This is a genomic window from Microbacterium sp. BK668 (genome assembly GCF_004362195.1).
Taxonomy (GTDB): domain Bacteria; phylum Actinomycetota; class Actinomycetes; order Actinomycetales; family Microbacteriaceae; genus Microbacterium.
Genome location: NZ_SNWG01000001.1, coordinates 1,673,382 through 1,688,467, shown reverse-complemented (window position 1 = coordinate 1,688,467; position 15,086 = coordinate 1,673,382). Strand labels below are relative to the sequence as shown.

General features: G+C 70.3%; 17 protein-coding genes. 7 read left to right on the top strand and 10 right to left on the bottom strand.

Annotated elements, in window-relative coordinates; translation table 11 throughout:
- Positions 1–17: 17 nt before the first annotated feature.
- Positions 18–533, bottom strand: a complete 516-nt coding sequence (gene rplJ, locus EV279_RS07380) for a 50S ribosomal protein L10 (protein ID WP_133542196.1) — start codon at positions 531–533, stop codon at positions 18–20.
- 352 nt (positions 534–885) lie between these two features.
- Between rplJ and EV279_RS07375 the strand changes: the two genes are divergently transcribed.
- Together EV279_RS07375 and EV279_RS07370 are read left to right on the top strand one after the other, a co-directional pair.
- Complete coding sequence (locus EV279_RS07375) at positions 886–2,511, top strand: M20/M25/M40 family metallo-hydrolase (RefSeq protein ID WP_243728473.1); 1,626 nt, start codon at positions 886–888, stop codon at positions 2,509–2,511.
- 232 nt (positions 2,512–2,743) lie between these two features.
- Positions 2,744–3,406, top strand: a complete 663-nt coding sequence (locus tag EV279_RS07370) for a YqaJ viral recombinase family protein (RefSeq protein WP_133542195.1) — start codon at positions 2,744–2,746, stop codon at positions 3,404–3,406.
- Positions 3,407–3,448: 42 nt separating this feature from the next.
- Here the strand turns inward: EV279_RS07370 and EV279_RS07365 are convergent, their stop codons facing one another.
- Complete coding sequence (locus EV279_RS07365) at positions 3,449–3,952, bottom strand: 2'-5' RNA ligase family protein (RefSeq protein WP_166644485.1); 504 nt, start codon at positions 3,950–3,952, stop codon at positions 3,449–3,451.
- 140 nt (positions 3,953–4,092) lie between these two features.
- Here EV279_RS07365 and EV279_RS07360 point away from each other — a divergent pair, with 140 nt between their 5' ends.
- The 3 genes from EV279_RS07360 to EV279_RS07350 all read left to right on the top strand — a co-directional run bounded on the left by EV279_RS07360 (position 4,093) and on the right by EV279_RS07350 (position 7,484).
- Positions 4,093–5,823 (top strand): MDR family MFS transporter, encoded by a 1,731-nt coding sequence (locus EV279_RS07360; protein WP_133542193.1) that lies wholly within the window; start codon positions 4,093–4,095, stop codon positions 5,821–5,823.
- Between the two features lie 11 nt (positions 5,824–5,834).
- Positions 5,835–6,293: a MarR family winged helix-turn-helix transcriptional regulator gene (locus EV279_RS07355; protein WP_133542192.1), complete on the top strand. Its 459-nt coding sequence runs from the start codon at positions 5,835–5,837 to the stop codon at positions 6,291–6,293.
- 159 nt (positions 6,294–6,452) lie between these two features.
- A complete protein-coding gene (locus tag EV279_RS07350) occupies positions 6,453–7,484 on the top strand; it encodes an NADP-dependent oxidoreductase (RefSeq protein ID WP_133542191.1) in 1,032 nt (343 codons plus the stop codon).
- Between the two features lie 123 nt (positions 7,485–7,607).
- Here the strand turns inward: EV279_RS07350 and EV279_RS07345 are convergent, their stop codons facing one another.
- Entirely contained in the window at positions 7,608–8,519 is a 912-nt protein-coding gene (locus EV279_RS07345; RefSeq protein ID WP_133542190.1) for a LysR family transcriptional regulator ArgP, read from the bottom strand.
- A 61-nt stretch (positions 8,520–8,580) separates the two neighbouring features.
- Here EV279_RS07345 and lysE point away from each other — a divergent pair, with 61 nt between their 5' ends.
- Entirely contained in the window at positions 8,581–9,318 is a 738-nt protein-coding gene (lysE, locus tag EV279_RS07340; protein ID WP_133542189.1) for an L-lysine exporter, read from the top strand.
- A gap of 27 nt (positions 9,319–9,345) precedes the next feature.
- On the opposite strand, the gene EV279_RS07335 is transcribed toward lysE, so the two are convergent.
- Complete coding sequence (locus tag EV279_RS07335) at positions 9,346–9,699, bottom strand: DUF1801 domain-containing protein (RefSeq protein WP_133542188.1); 354 nt, start codon at positions 9,697–9,699, stop codon at positions 9,346–9,348.
- Positions 9,700–9,801: 102 nt separating this feature from the next.
- Between EV279_RS07335 and EV279_RS07330 the strand changes: the two genes are divergently transcribed.
- Positions 9,802–10,086, top strand: coding sequence for an acylphosphatase (locus tag EV279_RS07330; protein WP_133542187.1), 285 nt, complete (start codon positions 9,802–9,804; stop codon positions 10,084–10,086).
- Between the two features lie 93 nt (positions 10,087–10,179).
- On the opposite strand, the gene EV279_RS07325 is transcribed toward EV279_RS07330, so the two are convergent.
- From EV279_RS07325 to rplK, 6 genes are all read right to left on the bottom strand, one after another.
- A complete protein-coding gene (locus EV279_RS07325) occupies positions 10,180–11,226 on the bottom strand; it encodes a DUF561 domain-containing protein (RefSeq protein ID WP_133542186.1) in 1,047 nt (348 codons plus the stop codon).
- A gap of 42 nt (positions 11,227–11,268) precedes the next feature.
- Entirely contained in the window at positions 11,269–12,072 is an 804-nt protein-coding gene (locus EV279_RS07320; RefSeq protein WP_166644484.1) for an amino acid ABC transporter ATP-binding protein, read from the bottom strand.
- On the bottom strand, positions 12,059–12,751 hold the full coding sequence (locus EV279_RS07315; protein WP_208109497.1) for an amino acid ABC transporter permease: 693 nt from the start codon (positions 12,749–12,751) through the stop codon (positions 12,059–12,061). Before EV279_RS07315 ends, EV279_RS07320 begins: the two co-directional genes overlap by 14 nt.
- On the bottom strand, positions 12,748–13,563 hold the full coding sequence (locus EV279_RS07310; RefSeq protein WP_133542185.1) for an amino acid ABC transporter substrate-binding protein: 816 nt from the start codon (positions 13,561–13,563) through the stop codon (positions 12,748–12,750). Before EV279_RS07310 ends, EV279_RS07315 begins: the two co-directional genes overlap by 4 nt.
- A gap of 192 nt (positions 13,564–13,755) precedes the next feature.
- Entirely contained in the window at positions 13,756–14,445 is a 690-nt protein-coding gene (gene rplA, locus EV279_RS07305; protein WP_133542184.1) for a 50S ribosomal protein L1, read from the bottom strand.
- A 14-nt stretch (positions 14,446–14,459) separates the two neighbouring features.
- Positions 14,460–14,891: a 50S ribosomal protein L11 gene (gene rplK / locus EV279_RS07300; RefSeq protein WP_133542183.1), complete on the bottom strand. Its 432-nt coding sequence runs from the start codon at positions 14,889–14,891 to the stop codon at positions 14,460–14,462.
- Between the last annotated feature and the right edge of the window lie 195 nt (positions 14,892–15,086).

Genomic DNA, 15,086 nt, shown 5'->3' with positions numbered 1-15,086 from the left:
GCCTTGCCGGGCCCTTATCAGGCCGCGGACTCCTGCTTCTCGCGCAGCGCGTCGACCGTGCGGACGGCCTTCGACGGGAGCGCAGTGAAGACGTATGCCGCCTTGGTCAGCGAGGCCTTCATCGCACCGGCGAGCTTCGCCAGCAGGACTTCACGGCTCTCGAGGTCGGCGAGCTTGTTGACCTCATCCGCGCTCAGGGGGTTTCCGTCGAAGAAGCCGCCCTTGATCACGAGAAGAGGGTGTGCCTTGGCGAAGGCACGCAGGCCCTTCGCGACGGCGACCGGGTCACCGTGCACGAACGCGATGGCCGACGGACCCTTGAGGTCGTCGTCCAGCGACGTGATCCCCGCGTTGTTCGCGGCGATCCTGGTCAGCGTGTTCTTCACCACGGCGTACTCCGCGTCCTGACGGATGCTGTTGCGCAGCTCCTTGAGCTGGGCAACCGTCAGACCGCGGTACTCGGTCAGCAGAACGGCGGTCGAGTCCTCGAAGTTCTTCGTGAGCTCGGCGACCGATGCTTCCTTCTGCGCCATGGCCACTCCTTGTGTGTACGAGACGCTCCGCGGTGGCGGGGCGTCGGCCGAGGCATCCAGTCGCCCTGTGAATGAGGAAAGCTCCGGCGCAAGCGCACGGAGCTTCATTCCTGAACCAGGAGATTCGTTTCGTACACCTGCGCGGGCCCCTGCGTTCGCAGAGCTTCGATCTCGATGCGCTTGCGCGCACGTCGATGACCGGCGGTCTTCGGCTTACGGACAAGGGTACCGGATGCCGCGGCCCGCCCCAAATCGAGCGGGCGGCGCTGCGCGGCGGGGTTCACAGCCTCCGCGGCACCGCATAGGCTCTCGCTCCGACGGGGTCAACGGTGACCCCTCTGGAAGGAACACGATGTACCCATCTGCAAAACCTCCCATGCGCGCCGGCACGGCGGTGATCGCGACCACGGCGATCGCCGCGCTGGCTCTCATTCCCGCCGGCGGAGCCTTCGCGGCCCCGCCCCAGGCGTGTGATGTGCGCACCAACAACACCTACGAGAAGCTGCTCTCGTGCGTGACCGTCGACGGCGTGCTCGAACACGAGCGCGCTCTGCAGGCGATCGCCGACGCCAACGACGGAACCCGCGCCGCAGGGACACCGGGGTACACCGCGAGCGTCGACTACGTGGTGGAGACCCTCGAGGCGGCAGGCTGGAACGTCTCGCTCGACGAGTTCCCGTTCACGTACGTGCCGCTGCCCGACCTCGAGCAGCTGACCCCGATCGCCGCCGAGTACGAGTCCGGCGGTTTCACGGCGACCGGATACGGAGAGGTCACGGGAAAGGTCATCCCGGTCGACATCGTCCTGGCGCCGCCGCGCGACCCGGTGACCAGCGGCTGCGAGGCTTCCGACTTCGTCGGCTTGGACTTCTCGGGGCCGAACGACATCGCACTCGTCCAGCGCGGCACGTGCGAGTTCGGGGTCAAGGCGACGAATGCCCAGACCGCGGGCGCCGAAGCCGTCATCATCTTCAACCAGGGCAACACCGATCTCAGGTCCGGAGTCCTGACCGGCACGCTGCTCGGCATCAACCAGACGCCGCTCAACATCCCGGTCGTCGGGGCGAGCTTCGCCGACGGGGCGGCGCTCGCGCAGGCCGGGTCGACCGCTCGGGTCAACGTCGCCCAGCCCGAGTCGCGCCCGCAGGTGAACGTGATCGCCGAGCTTCCGGGCGCGAATGACTCGAACGTCGTCATGGCCGGTGCCCACCTCGACTCCGTCCTCGCCGGTCCCGGAATCAACGACAACGGCAGCGGATCGGCAGCGCTCATCGAGATCGCCCAGCAGCTGTCCAAGCTCAAGCCGCAGAACACCGTGCGCTTCGCGTGGTGGGGTGCCGAGGAGAGCGGCCTGCTCGGCTCGCGCGCCTGGGTCGCGGATCAGGTGGCCGCCGGCACGCTCGACGAGGTCGCGCTGTATCTCAACTTCGACATGGTCGCATCGCCCAACTACATCTTCATGGTGTACGACGGCGACGAGTCGGGCTGGGACGCTCCCGCGGGCGTTCCGATCCCTGACGGATCGATCCAGATCGAGGATCTCTTCGAGAGCTACTACACCTGGGCCGGCGTGCCGTACGACGACGCGCAGTTCAGCGGTCGCAGCGACTACCAGGCGTTCATCCAGAACGGCATCCCCGCGGGCGGCCTGTTCACCGGCGCCGAGGTTCCGAAGACCGAGGAGCAGGCTGCGATCTGGGGCGGCACGGCGGGCCAGCAGTACGACCCGTGCTACCACCTCGCGTGCGACGACATCGACAACCTCGCGCTCGATGCGCTGGACGTCAACTCCGACGCGATCGCGGCCGCCGTGCTGACCTACGCCTACTCGACCGAGACGGTCAACGGCGTGGTCGGCAAGAAGGCCCCGGGGAACTTCGCCTTCCCCGTGCCGGCCGGGCCGGAGGGCACGGTCAACCTGCCGGGTGGTGGCGGCCTCGCGCCCGACCACGACCACTCGCACGGCGACATCGACTGAGCCGACGAAGGAAGGGGCGGGGGTGTCGGTCGACCGGCACCCCCGCCTCGTCGTAGCGAGTGGATGAGCCGTCGGCCGGCGGCGCGACCCCGAACCCACACATCCCGGCGCGAGATGTCACCCCCGCACGGTGCGGACGTGCGTTCTCGGCATCGGATGCGTGGGCTCGTGTGGCACGCGGGCGGGCGTGGCGGGTCGGCGAGCGTCGCCGGCGCGGCGTACGGTGGAGGGCGTGACCCCCGAACTCGCCGCTCGCATCGTCGCGGACTCGCGCGATCGGGTGGCGTGGGTGCGGGCGCGCTCTCGCGGGATCACGGCGACGGATGTCGCGACCCTCACCTCTTCGAACGCGATCCGTCGCGCCGCCGATGCGAAGCTTCTCGGGTCGGGGTTCTCGGGCAACGCCTACACGGCCCACGGTCGCCAGCGCGAGCCCGAGATCGCCCGCTGGGTGGCCGCGACGCACGGCATCCAGCCCTCGTCGGCGCTCTTCCATGCCGTCGTCGAGAAGCGCCACCTCGCCACCCCCGACGGGATCGCCCTCGATTCCGCGGGCCGGGTCATCCTCGCGGAGATCAAGACGACGAACAAGGAATGGCGGAGCATCCCCCGCTCCTACCTGCGTCAGGTGTGGTGGCAGCAGCACGTCCTCGGCGCCGAGCGCACGCTCGTGGCGTGGGAGGAGCACTCCGACTTCGTCCCGGTCGGCGACGAGCCGCGGTGCGCGTGGGTGGACCGCGACGAGACCGAGATCGCGAAGCTCGTCCGCCTCGCCACCGCGCTCATCGATGAGCTGCACCGCCGTCACGTCCTGAATCGCGCTGAAGCCGGGGCGCGGATGCCGCAGCCCGAGCCTCCGCGCCAGCCCTTCCGCGCTCTCGCCCTCGCCGACTGAGGCGCGCAGGGCAGCGCGGCCGCCCGCGCCGGACCCGAAGCGTCAGCGGAGCGTCGTCACCGTCTTCGCCACGGCGTCCCACACGCGCAGGCCCGTGGCCCGGCCCGTGATCGGGCGCGACTCCAGGACCGCCAGCATCGTGGCGACCTGCTCCGCGGGGACGCGTCGGGCGAGGGTGACGTGCGGCGTCCATTGATCGGGAGCCGTGTTCGCGTACCTCGGTTCCGCCGGGCCCGCTATCCCCGCGACCCGCCGGTGCAGCTCGAGGAGGGCCGCCGATGCGATGACCTGCCGCGTCACGACGAAGCGGCCGGAGTGACCGAACAGGAGGATGCCGCCCAGGGCGAGCTCGAGCGGCAGGGCGTCGGCGACGGAGGCGACGGCCGAGGCATCCACCCTCTCCCGTACCGCGACGGTGATGTGCGGGCGGTTGCTCGGGGCGGTCTGGCGCCCGGTGCTCGGAAGTCCTGCGTCGATCAGGCGATCCCACTCGTCGCGCACCGCCTGCTCCGACAGCGGGTCGAGCAGGATCTCCACACTGAACACTCCACCATCCTCCGCCGTTCCGCCCACGCGTCATCGGGAATAGTTGACACAGGTCAACGACTTACATATGGTTGACATTCGTCAACTATCGCGCCGTCGTCGTCGCACCCACCCTTTTCCTCCTTCCGTGAAGGACACCTATGACCACGTCCTCCTCCGCGACCGGCTCGGTCGCGACCCTCGACGACACGCGCAGGCATCGCGCCGTTCTGCAGGCGCTGTCGGGCCTCCTCCTCGGCATGTTCGTCTCGATGCTGGCCTCGACCGTCGTATCGACCTCGCTTCCGGTCATCGTCCACGACCTGCAGGGTGACCAGGCGGCCTTCACGTGGGTCGTCACGGCCACGCTGCTGACGACGGCCATCTCGACTCCCATCTGGGGCAAGCTCGCCGACCTCTCCAACCGCAAGCTGCTGATTCAGCTCGCGATCGTGATCTTCGTGCTCGCGACGGCCGCCGCCGGGTTCTCGCAGAATCCCGAAACGCTGATCGCGTTCCGCGCCGTCCAGGGCGTCGGCGCCGGCGGTCTCGCGGCGCTCAGCCAGGTCATCATGGCGGACATCATCAGCCCGCGGGAGCGCGGACGCTACATGGGACTCTTCGGCGCCGTCATGGCGGTCGCGACGGTCGGCGGGCCGCTGCTCGGCGGCGTGATCACCGACACCTGGGGCTGGCGCTGGAACTTCTTCGTCGCCCTTCCCTTCGCCGTGCTCGCGCTCCTCATCCTGCAGCGGACGCTCCACCTCCCGACGCGCGCCAAGCAGAAGGCGCGCATCGACTACCTCGGCATCGTCCTGCTGTCCACGGCGGTCTCGCTCCTGCTCGTCTGGGTCACGCTCGCCGGCGACTCGTTCGACTGGTGGAGCGCCCCGACCATGTTGATGGTGGGCGGCGCGATCGCCGCGACGGCGCTGTTCATCCTCGTCGAGCTGCGCTCGAAGGAGCCGCTCGTGCCGCTGACGATGTTCCGCAACCGCACCTTCACGCTCGCCGTCGTCGCGTCGATCGCGACCGGCATCGCGATGTTCGGCGCATCCGTCTTCCTCAGCCAGTACATGCAGCTGGCGCGGGGTGCGACGCCCACCGAGGCGGGCCTCATGACGATCCCGATGATCGCCGGGCTCCTGCTCGCCTCGATCGGCGTAGGAGCCCTCATCACGCGCTTCGGTCAGTGGAAGCCCTACCTGATCGTGGGCTCGGTGTCTCTCATCGCGGGCTCGTACCTGCTGTCGACGATCCACTACGACACGAACTTCGCCCTCGTCTCGCTCTACATGTTCCTCCTCGGCGCGGGCGTCGGCATGACGATGCAGAACCTCGTGCTCGTCGTGCAGAACACGTCGAAGCCGACCGAGATCGGTGTCGCGAGCTCGGGTGTCACCTTCTTCCGCAGCCTCGGCGGCACGATCGGCGTCTCGGTGATGGGCGCCGCCCTCGCATCGACCGTGACCGACATGCTGGGCGAAGCCGAGGACCGTCTCACGACGGCCATCATGAGCCTGGGCGCGCAGGGCGCGGAGGTGGCCGAGCAGCTGCAGAGCGGGACCCTGCCGAAGGTGTCGGCGATGCCGGAGGTCGTGCGGATCATCTTCGAGGACATCTACGCGCAGGGCATCTCGCACTCGTTCCTCATCGCGGTCCCGTTCGCGATCATGAGCCTTGTGGCCGTGCTCTTCCTCCCGAACAAGCCGCTCACGCGAATGACGACGAGTGAGCGCATCCAGGCCGGCGAAGCCGACCTCGCGACCGCCTCGGTCGCCGAGGGGATGGACGCCCTCACCGCGACGCCCACTGTCCGCCCTGCGGACGAGGCCCGCTCCGGCGACGAGGCGGCGACGGATGCCGCGACCGCGGCGTCGGCGCGACGCTAGTGTCGATCGCGATGGCCGAGACCGACGCACGAGAGGCCCGCGCCGATGCGGTGCGGGCCCTCGAGGCGGAGTTCGGCGAGCTCATCACGCAGTTCCGCCGGGTGATCGTCGAGAACGCGCACCGGGTGAGCCCCGGTATGCTGCCCGGCGCCTACAAGGTGTTCACGACGATCGTGCGCGGCGAGAGCGTCACGATCTCGGCGCTGGCCGAGGCGCTCCTGACCGACAAGGGCCAGATCAGCCGGACCGTGCGCGAGCTCGAGGCCCTCGGGCTCGTGGTGCGGACCCCGGATCCGGCCGACGGCCGTTCGAGCCTGCTCTCCCCCACCGCCGAGGGGCTGGAGCGCCTCGCGGCGGCTCGCCACCCGCGCGAGAGCGCGCTGGCGGACGCCCTCGAGCACTGGGACGTCCGCGACATCGAGCGGCTCGCGCATCTGCTGCACGCGCTGACGTCCGGCACGACGCCCTGAGTCCGCCCGCCCGACCTCCGGACCCCCGCGCCGGTGGAAGGTCAGGATTCTCTGTCCGGTAGCAGGGGCGTAACACGGGTGAGACAATCCCGCGGTTGACTGGAGCACACCAGGGCACCCAGTGCTGCCGACGCCGCCACGCACGGGAAGGAGCGACCGATGCGACCACGGCCGCTGCGATCCACTTTCGCCTCTTCCGCCACCCTCGTGCCGGTCGACGAACCGCCCGAGCTCATGCGGGCCGTCGTGATGGACGCTCCTGGCGCTCCGGAGGTGCTGCACGAGGCATCCGTCCCCGTCCCGCGTCCCGTGATGACCGAGCTGCTCGTCCGCGTCATGGCCGCCGGGGTCAACCCGATCGATGCCAAGACGAGGTCGGGCAAGGGCGTGTCCGGCGCGATCCAGCACCACCCCGCGGTGCTGGGCTTCGACTTCTCGGGGGTCGTCGTCCAGGCACCGTACGACTCGCACCCGTTCCCGGCGGGCACCGAGGTCTACGGCATGCTCGCCTTCCCCCGCACGTGTGGGTCGTACGCTGAGTACGCGGTCGTGCCGACGCTGTCGGTCGCACGCAAGCCCGCGTCGCTCTCGCACGTCGAGGCGGCCGGCGTGCCCCTCGCGGCCCTCACCGCCTGGGGACTGGTCGTCGAGACCGCGCACGCGCACGAGGGGCAGCGGATCCTCATCCACGCGGGAAGCGGCGGCGTCGGGCATTTCGCCGTGCAGCTCGCGCACTACTTCGGCGCCCGCGTGACGGCGACGGGGTCGGCGCGCAACGCCTCCTGGCTGCGCGAGCTCGGCGCGACGACGGTCGTCGATCACACCTCGACGCGCTTCGAGGAGGTCGTCGACGCGGTCGACGTCGTCATCGACCTCGTCGGGAATGTGCACGAGCGCACCGGGACCCGCTCACTCGGCGTCCTGCGCCCGGGCGGCCTGTACGTCGTCGTGCCGACCCACTCGTTCCCGGGTTACGCCGAGGCCGCCGCGGCCGCCGGCGTGCGGGCCACGAGCTACCGCGTCATCCCCGACGGCAGCGCCCTGGCGACGGTAGGCCGTCTCCTGGACTCCGGGGCGATCCAGGTCTACATCGACCGGGTCTTCGACCTGGCGGACGCCGCCGAGGCTCACGTCGCCCTTGAGGAGGGCCACACCCGCGGGAAGATCGTGCTGCACGTCAGCGACGACTGAGCGCCCGGTCCGTCCGCGACCCGTTGTCGCCCGCGGCGCGGGCTGACAGCGGGCGTCCATGAGTTCAGGTCGGTCGGACCCCTCGCACGCGGAGGCCGACCCGACGGACGTCGGATGCCGCGGTCACGCCGCCGGCAGGACGGCGAGCACGCGACGACCCTCTGCGACGAGCTCGTCGGCGACGGCGTCGAGGAGCGGCGAGCGGAGGTTCCACTGCTGCCAGTACAGCGGCACATCCACGGGTGGTCCGCCGAGCCGCACGAGCCGGCCGTCGGCGAGTTCCGCCGCGGACTGGAAGCCCGGCAGGAGTCCCCAGCCGAGGCCGAGCTTGATCGCCGTCGCGAAGTCGTTCGACGCCGGCACGTAGCTGCGGGGCGGGGATGCGGCATCCACCCCCTGCGCCGTCAGCCACTGCGACTGCAGGTCGTCGCGGCGGTCGAAGTCGACGAGCGGCGCCGAGGCCAGCGCCTCCGGTGTGGCGCCCTCGCCGAGCCAGCGCTCGCAGTAGCCGGGGGTGGCGACGGCTTCGTAGCGCATCACGCCGAGCGGGCTTACGCGACAACCGGCGACGGGTGTGGCGCGAGATGTCACCGCGCCCATCACGGCTCCCGACTCCAGCAGGCCCGCGGTGAAGTCCTGATCATCCCGGTGCAGCTCGAAGACGACCGGATGCCGATCACGCAGCCGCGCGAGAGGCTCGAGGAACCACGTCGCCAGCGAGTCCGCGTTGACCGCGAGGGGCACCGCGACGAGCGCGCCGCGATCGTCGTCGACACCGAGGGCCGCGAGTGCGTCGTGCTCGAGCAGGGCCGTCTGCCGCGCGAGCCGGACGACGGCGGCACCCGCCTCCGTGGGACGGGCAGGCTTCGACCGGACGAGCACGACCCGGCCGAGCTGCTCCTCGAGCGCCTTGATGCGCTGGCTGACGGCGGAGGGCGTCACGTGGAGGCGGCGAGCCGCAGCATCCAGCGATCCTTCGTCGACGACGGCGGCCAGCGTCTCAGCGAGCTCGACAGGAATCCGCACATCAGCCATGCTAATGCGGCTGAAGAATCATGAGCTGGACTGATCCAGGACGGCTCCGTAGCGTCGAAGGGTGATCTCTCCCGTACTCGCCGGCTTCGGGCTCGGCCTATCGCTCATCGTGGCGATCGGCGCGCAGAATCTGTTCGTCCTCCGCCAGGGGATCCGGCGCGAGCGTGTGTTCCTCGTCGCGGCGATCTGCGCGGTGTCCGACGCCGTGCTCATCGCGCTCGGCGTCTCGGGTGTCGGCTTCGTGCTGCAGGCCGTGCCGTGGCTCGTCGAAGCCGTCCGCTGGGCGGGTGCGGCCTTCCTCGTCGTCTACGGGCTGCTCGCCGCGAAGCGGGCGTGGCGTCCGACCGGCGAGGTGCTCGACGTCGGGAGGGAGGCGTCCGATCAGGCTTCCGCACCGTCCGGCGGCGCGGCGTCCGCGGAGTCGTCCGCACGACCCGCCCGCGACACGCCGTCCACGACGACCGATGCCGCGGCGCGTCGCGGACCGCTCGTGCAGACCGCTGCCCGCACGGCGGTCCTCCCCGTCGTTCTGACGTGCCTGGCGCTGACGTGGCTCAACCCCCACGTGTACCTGGACACCGTGTTCCTCCTCGGCACGGTCGCGAACACCCACGGCGACGGCCGCTGGCTCTTCGCCGCCGGTGCAATGAGCGCGAGCGTGGTGTGGTTCTTCGGTCTGGCGTTCGGAGCGCGCTACCTGAGCCGCTGGCTCTCGACGCCGAAGGCCTGGCGGATCCTCGACGCCGTCATCGCGGTCGTCATGATCGGGCTAGGCGTCTCGCTCGTCCTGCCGCACTGAGCGCGGGCGGCGCGACGCCACGCCCGGTCAGCCGTCGATCTGCTGCCTGCGCGCCAGCACGAGCGCCCGCACGACGTCGTCGGGGAGCGGATGGCTCGGCTGGAACCGCACGGTTCCCTTGTCGAGCCCCGTCTCCGGCAGCGCCCGCACGGCATCGGCCACCGCCGACACGGCATCAGGACTGAACGGGTAGAGCCCGATGTGCTTCTGCGTCCGCTTGACCGACAGCAGGGGCTTGCCTCGGTAGACGAGGGCCGGCATGCCGTAGCCGGTTCCCTGTTCGGCATCGGGCACTTCGTCGCGCGCGACCGCGTAGACGCGCTCGACGACCGCTCGGTCGGCGGGGTCCAGCCCGGCGAGGTAGTCGTCGACGGTTCCCATGGAGGCATCCTGGCACCCGCCGCCGACATGCGGCGACCCCGGCATCCGCCGCGGACCTGCCCGGTCCGTGACTCGTTCGTCGCCGCACCGCATGATGGAGGCATGAGACGCGTCCACGTCCTGGTCTCGGGCGACGTGCAGGGAGTCGGCTACCGCTACACGATGAAGATCGTCGCGGCGGACGCCGGAGTCGTCGGCTGGGTGCGCAATCGCCGCGACGGCCGCGTCGAGGCCGAGTTCGAGGGTGACGACGCCCCCGTCGACGAGGTGCTCGCGTGGATGGCGGGAGGCCCGCCCGGTGCGCGGGTCACGGCGGCACAGGTGACGGATGCCTCGCCCCGGGGCTCGTCGGCGGAGTCGGGCTTCGAGGTGCGGCCGACCGCCTGACGGGAGCGGGCGTCACCCGCCGTGATGTGACACGACATCGCGCACCTGGACGTCGAGTCGGCTCGTCACGCGGCGAGCGCGGGGACGGACGCGTCAGGCCGGAAGGCCGGCACGGAGTTCTGCGAACACCTCCGCCGCCGTCTCACGCGTCGCCAGGCCTGCCGCCTGTCCCGCCCAGAGCGAGAGGAGCTCGCCGTCGCCCGATCGCGCTGCCGCCGCCCGGAAGACGCCGGTCAGCCAGTTCTGCGCCGGGAAAGGCGCGACGACGCCCGCGGCCTCGATCGTCCGCATCGCACTGTTCGGGATGCCTCGAGCCAGCCGTCCGCTCATGGCCCGCGTCAGCACCGTGTCGGTGTCGGCGGCCGCGACGATGGCCGCGCGGTGCGCATCGGTCGCGGCCGACTCGCGCGTCCGAAGGAAGGCCGTGCCGACCTGCACCCCCGAGGCGCCGAGCGCGAAGGCGGCCGCGACGCCCCGCCGGTCGGCGATCCCGCCCGCCGCGATCACCGGCACGCCGACGGCGTCGACGACCTGGGGAACGAGGGCGAAGGTCCCCACCAGCGACTCCTCCGCGCGGCGGAGGAAAGACACGCGGTGTCCTGCCGCCTCGGCTCCCGTCGCGACGATGGCGTCGACACCCGCCTCGTCGAGGGCACGCGCCTCGGCGACGCTCGTCGCTGTTCCCACGAGTCGGATGCTCCGCGCCCGCGCGGCCTCGACGAGCCACGCCTGCGGCACGCCGAACACGACCGAGAGCACCGCGGGCGCGGACTCCAGCACGGCCGCCAGCTGGTCCCGGATGCCGGGGAGGAACGATGCCGGAGGCGAGGGCGCATCCACGCCGGCCGCGGCGAAGAGGGGTGCGGCGGCTGCGAGCGCGGGCGCGAGATCGACGTCGCGCGGGGTCGCCTCGTCACCCGTCGGAAGCCAGAGGTTGACGGCGAACGGACGGTCCGTCGCCGCGCGCAGCGCGGCGATCGTCTCCCCGATGCGCTCGGGGCTGTATCCGTACAGTCCGTAGGAGCCCAGGCCGCCGAGCTCGCTCACCGCCGCTGTGAGGTCGACCGACGACAGCCCCCCGAAAGGCCCGAGCACGATCGGCTCGTCGATCCCGAAGAGGTCCTGCAGAGCGCGCACCATGACTCCGACGCTAGTCGCGCGACCCGGCGCCCGCGGCATCCGTCACTCCAGCGGCCGGAGGATCCGATCGAGGAATCGGCGCGTGCGCTCCTCCTTGGGGGCCGTGAAGAGCCGGGACGGATGCCCCCGCTCCACCACGACCCCGCCGTCGAGGAAGAGCACCTCGTCGGCGACCTCGCGCGCGAAGCCGAGCTCGTGCGTGACGACGACCATGCTCCAGCCCTCGTCGGCGAGCTCCTTGACGACCTTGAGCACTTCGCCGACGAGCTCCGGATCGAGCGCGCTCGTGGGCTCGTCGAAGAGGAGCAGGTCAGGGCGCAGGGCGAGCGCACGCACGATCCCGACGCGCTGCTGCTGCCCGCCGGACAGCTGGAACGGATACACGTCGCGCTTCTCGGCGAGCCCGACGCGTTCCAGCAGCGCCTCGGCGCGAGCCGCCGCCTCCGCCTTCCGCACCTTCTGCACGCGCACGGGGCCCTCGATGACGTTCTGCAGCACGGTCAGGTGCGGGAAGAGGTTGTGGTGCTGGAAGACCATCGCCGAGCGGTCGCGCAGCGCGAAGCGATCGGCCGGGCGGACGCCCGCGGCGAAATCGATCGTCGGACCGCCGTCCACGGCGATGGTCCCGGCATCCGGCGTCTCCAGCCCGTTGAGCGAGCGGAGCACCGTCGTCTTGCCTGATCCGCTGGGGCCGATGAGCACCACGACCTCGCCGCGGCGCAGCTCGAAGTCGACGCCGCGGAGCACCTCATGCGCGCCGAAGCTCTTGCGGACGCCCCGCACGTGCAGCAGGGGCGAGTCGTCCGTCGGGATGGACGGCGCGAGCGCATCGTCAGTGGACGACATAGCGGTCCAGTCTCCTCTCGAGGGCGCCCTGCCCCGCCGACAGGGCCAGGCAGAAGAGCCAGTAGATGAGCGCGGCCTCGAGGTAGATGACCATGAACTCGAGGCTGAACGCGGCGATCTCCTGCGCACGGCGGAAGAGCTCGGTCACGAGGATGAGCGACGCGAGCGACGTGTCCTTCACGAGAGAGATGAAGGTGTTCGACAGGGGCGGCACCGAGACCCGGGCGGCCTGCGGCAGGATGATGCGGGCCAGCGCGGTGCGCCGAGGCATCCCGATCGTGTACGCGGCCTCCCATTGCCCCTGCGGGACCGACAGGACGGCGGCGCGGATGATCTCGGCCGCGTAGCCGCCGACGTTGAGCGAGAACGCGATGATGGCGCTGGGCCAGGGGTCGAGCACGACGCCGATCGAGGGCAGGCCGTAGAAGATCACGAACAGCTGCACGAGCAGTGGCGTGCCGCGGATCACCGACACGTAGAACCGGGCGATGCTCGACAGCACGCGATTGCGCGAGATGCGCATGAGCGCGATGCCGAGCGCGATGAGAAGGCCGACGACGAAGGAGATGACCGCGAGCGGGATCGTCCCGGTCAGCCCCGCGAGCGTGATCGGCCAGAAGGAGCTGAGGAACAGGTCCCACGGCGTCGCCGCCGGACCTGTCGCGGCTTCAGCGATCACTGCGTGACGTCGGCACCGAAGTACTTCTCGCTGATCTGCGCGAGCGTGCCGTCCGCGCGCAGTTCGTCGAGCGCCTCGTCGACGGCGTCGACGAGGTCCTGCTTGTCCTTCGTGAAGGCGAAGGCGTTCTCGGCGGGGTCGTCGGTCTCGACGGCGATCTTCAGGCCCGTCGGCCCGTTCGTCTTCTCGTAGTCCAGGAACGTCAGGTTGTCGTTGATGGTGGCATCCACGCGACCCTGCTGCAGCAGGGCGACGGCCTGCGCCCAGCCCTCGACGGCCTCGACCTGCGCGCCGCTGTCCTGCGCGAGCTCGTACCAGTTGCTCGTGAGGGACTGCGCGGTGGTCTTGCCGGCGAGGTCGTCGAAGCTCTTGATCGAGTCGTCGCCCTCCTTCACGACGATGACGCCAGGCGAGACGGTGTACGGCTGGCTGAAGAGGTACTTCGCCTCACGCTCGGGGTTGATCGAAACCTGGTTCGCGATGACGTCGAAGCGGCCGGCGTCCAGACCCGCGAAGATCGCGTCCCACTGGGTCTCCTGGAACTGGATGTCGAGGCCGAGCTTCTCGGCGACGGCCTCGACGATCTCGACGTCGTAGCCCGTGAGGTCGCCCGAGCCCTCGTCGTGGTAGCTGAAGGGGCGGTAGGTGCCCTCCGTCGCGACGGTCAGCGTGCCGGGTGTCACGAGCCCGAGCTCGTCGTCGGCGGAGGCGCCGCTGGAGGCGGCGGGTGCGGGACCGCCGCTGCTGCAGGCGGTGAGCAGGGCGACGGATGCTGCGGCGAGCGCGGTGAGGACGATGGCGCGGCGGGACATGGGGACTCCTTGATGCTGTGTCGGTGCGCGTTCGCCCGTAGGCGAAATGTCAACCGTAACCCCGCCCTCGGCCGCACGACGCGGATGATTACGAAGTGCGACGGCTCCACTGGCGCGGGAACGCGGAAGGGGCCCCGCCTGGCGGCGGGACCCCTTGCGGATCTCGATGTGCGGCCGGGGCCGCGATCTCGATCAGAACGCGTTGACATCCAGCGGGATGCCCGGACCGAACGTGGTCGAGACGGCGCCCTTCTGGATGTAGCGGCCCTTCGAGCTCGAGGGCTTGAGGCGCACGATCTCGTCGATCGCGGCCTTGAGGTTCTCGTCCAGCTGCTCCTGGGAGAACGATGCCTTGCCCACGACGAAGTGCACGTTGGCGTGCTTGTCGACGCGGAACTCGATCTTGCCGCCCTTGATCTCCTCCACGGCCTTGGCCGGGTTGGGGGTCACGGTGCCGGTCTTGGGGTTCGGCATGAGGCCGCGCGGACCCAGGACCTTGCCCAGACGTCCGACCTGGCCCATCAGCTCGGGGGTCGAGACGGCAGCGTCGAACGACGTGTAGCCGCCGGCGACCTTCTCGATGAGCTCGGCGCCGCCGACCTCGTCAGCGCCCGCGGCGATCGCGGCCTCAGCGGCCGGACCCGTCGCGAAGACGATGACGCGCGCCGTCTTGCCGGTGCCGTGCGGGAGGATGACGGTGCCGCGCACCATCTGGTCCGCCTTGCGCGGGTCGACCGAGAGCTTCAGCGCGACCTCGACGGTCGAGTCGAACTTCTTCGAGCCGGTCTCCTTCGCGAGGGCGACTGCCTCGGTGGGGGTGTAGAACTTGTCGCGGTCGATCTTCGTCGCCGCGGCCTCGTAGACCTTGGACTTCGTAGCCATGTTTCCTGCTCCCCTCAGTCCTCGACCGTGATGCCCATGGAACGGGCGGTGCCGGCGATGATCTTCGAGGCGGCCTCGAGATCGTTCGCGTTCAGGTCGGGCTGCTTCGTCTCGGCGATCTGGCGGACCTGCTCCTTGGTGAGCTTGCCGACCTTGACCGTGTGCGGCGTCTTCGAGCCCTTCTGGAGGCCCGCGGCCTTCTTGATGAGCTCCGCCGCGGGCGGGGTCTTCAGGATGAACGTGAAGCTGCGGTCCTCGTAGACGGTGATCTCCACGGGGATGACGTTGCCGCGCTGCGACTCCGTCGCGGCGTTGTACGCCTTGCAGAACTCCATGATGTTGACGCCATGCTGACCGAGCGCGGGGCCGATCGGCGGCGCCGGGTTGGCTGCACCGGCGTTGATCTGAAGCTTGATCAGGCCGGTCACCTTCTTCTTCGGTGCCATTGTGTTCCTTCGTTTCGAGCGCCCGTGCGAGGCGCGCTTCCACGAGCCAGGCGAGCCCTGGACGTGGTGGGGGTTCGTCGCGCGATGCGCGCAACCGCTCTAGTCTACCGGATGCCGGCTTCGCCGTCCTCCGCGGTGCGGATCTGCGGAGACGTGCAGGATCGCGGATGCCGGGGGCCGAGGCATCCGTCATTC

Bases quoted from the DNA above. Each gene is read 5' to 3' on its own strand.
- EV279_RS07375 (WP_243728473.1), top strand. From the start codon at position 886: ATGTACCCATCTGCAAAACCTCCCATGCGCGCCGGCACGGCGGTGATC.
- EV279_RS07310 (WP_133542185.1), bottom strand. From the start codon at position 13,563: ATGTCCCGCCGCGCCATCGTCCTCACCGCGCTCGCCGCAGCATCCGTC.
- EV279_RS07350 (WP_133542191.1), top strand. From the start codon at position 6,453: ATGCGACCACGGCCGCTGCGATCCACTTTCGCCTCTTCCGCCACCCTC.
- EV279_RS07345 (WP_133542190.1), bottom strand. From the start codon at position 8,519: ATGGCTGATGTGCGGATTCCTGTCGAGCTCGCTGAGACGCTGGCCGCC.
- rplA (WP_133542184.1), bottom strand. From the start codon at position 14,445: ATGGCTACGAAGTCCAAGGTCTACGAGGCCGCGGCGACGAAGATCGAC.
- EV279_RS07325 (WP_133542186.1), bottom strand. From the start codon at position 11,226: ATGGTGCGCGCTCTGCAGGACCTCTTCGGGATCGACGAGCCGATCGTG.
- EV279_RS07360 (WP_133542193.1), top strand. From the start codon at position 4,093: ATGACCACGTCCTCCTCCGCGACCGGCTCGGTCGCGACCCTCGACGAC.
- rplJ (WP_133542196.1), bottom strand. From the start codon at position 533: ATGGCGCAGAAGGAAGCATCGGTCGCCGAGCTCACGAAGAACTTCGAG.
- EV279_RS07320 (WP_166644484.1), bottom strand. From the start codon at position 12,072: ATGTCGTCCACTGACGATGCGCTCGCGCCGTCCATCCCGACGGACGAC.
- EV279_RS07355 (WP_133542192.1), top strand. From the start codon at position 5,835: ATGGCCGAGACCGACGCACGAGAGGCCCGCGCCGATGCGGTGCGGGCC.
- EV279_RS07330 (WP_133542187.1), top strand. From the start codon at position 9,802: ATGAGACGCGTCCACGTCCTGGTCTCGGGCGACGTGCAGGGAGTCGGC.
- rplK (WP_133542183.1), bottom strand. From the start codon at position 14,891: ATGGCACCGAAGAAGAAGGTGACCGGCCTGATCAAGCTTCAGATCAAC.
- EV279_RS07335 (WP_133542188.1), bottom strand. From the start codon at position 9,699: ATGGGAACCGTCGACGACTACCTCGCCGGGCTGGACCCCGCCGACCGA.